This is a genomic window from Aneurinibacillus sp. UBA3580 (genome assembly GCF_002375825.1).
Lineage (GTDB): Bacteria > Bacillota > Bacilli > Aneurinibacillales > Aneurinibacillaceae > Aneurinibacillus > Aneurinibacillus danicus.
The window spans coordinates 1,054-2,116 of the sequence record NZ_DFMZ01000023.1 but is presented as its reverse complement, the minus strand read 5'-3'; the positions used below and the strand labels follow the sequence as shown (position 1 = coordinate 2,116).

Genomic DNA, 1,063 nt, shown 5'->3' with positions numbered 1-1,063 from the left:
GCATTCCTTCCCAATCAAGCGTACAGATGCGCGGCTTCGCCATTCAGTCCCGCGTAACGACAGAAGATCCGGAGAAAGGATTTGTGCCGGATACAGGCCGTTTGCTTGCATACCGTTCCGCCAGCGGTTTTGGCGTGCGCCTAGACGCCGGCATCGGCGCACATGGCGCGACGATTACGCCACACTACGACTCTTTGCTCGTAAAAGTATCAACGCATGCGCTTACATTCGAACGAGCAGCCAGAAAAATGCTGCGTACCTTAAAAGAATTCCGGATTCGCGGCGTGAAAACAAACATCCCGTTCCTTGAGAACGTGATGCAGCACCCGGACTTCTTAAGCGGAAATTATAATACTTCCTTTATCGATACAAAACCAGAGCTATTTGAGTTCCCGATTCGTAAAGACCGCGGAACAAAAATTTTAACCTATATTGGACAAACGATTGTCAACGGCCATCCGGGCCTTACTAAGACGGACAAAAAACCGTTGTTCGGGGCTCCCCGCATTCCGGAAACATCCTATAAACAGGAGTATCCGGCGGGAACCAAACAAATTTTAGACGAGCAGGGACCGGAAGGCCTTGTCAAATGGATTCAGCAGCAGAAAAAACTGCTGGTGACCGACACGACGTTCCGTGACGCGCACCAATCGCTGTTCGCTACCCGTGTGCGTACGCACGATTTGCTGCAGATTGCGGAAGCGACCGGCAAACTGGCCCCTGACTTGTTCTCGCTTGAGATGTGGGGCGGGGCTACATTCGATACAAGCATGCGCTTCTTAAATGAAGATCCGTGGGACCGTCTGTGTAAGCTGCGCGAAAAGATTCCGAACCTGCTGTTTCAAATGCTGTTCCGCGGCGCCAACGCCGTTGGCTATACGAACTACCCGGACAATGTGATCAGGAAATTCATCGAAACGTCCGCGAAGGCAGGCATTGATGTCTTCCGGATTTTCGACAGCCTAAACTGGCTGGACGGCATGCGCCTCGCGATCGAGAGCGTACGCGAGACTGGAAAGATTGCGGAAGCCGCTATCTGCTACACCGGCGACATTCTCGATCC

Annotated in this window: 1 pseudogene; it reads left to right on the top strand. The window is 52.5% G+C overall.

The annotated features are described in order from the left end of the window. A pseudogene (locus B2899_RS03350) lies at positions 1 to 1,063 on the top strand (pyruvate carboxylase); the annotation flags it as partial.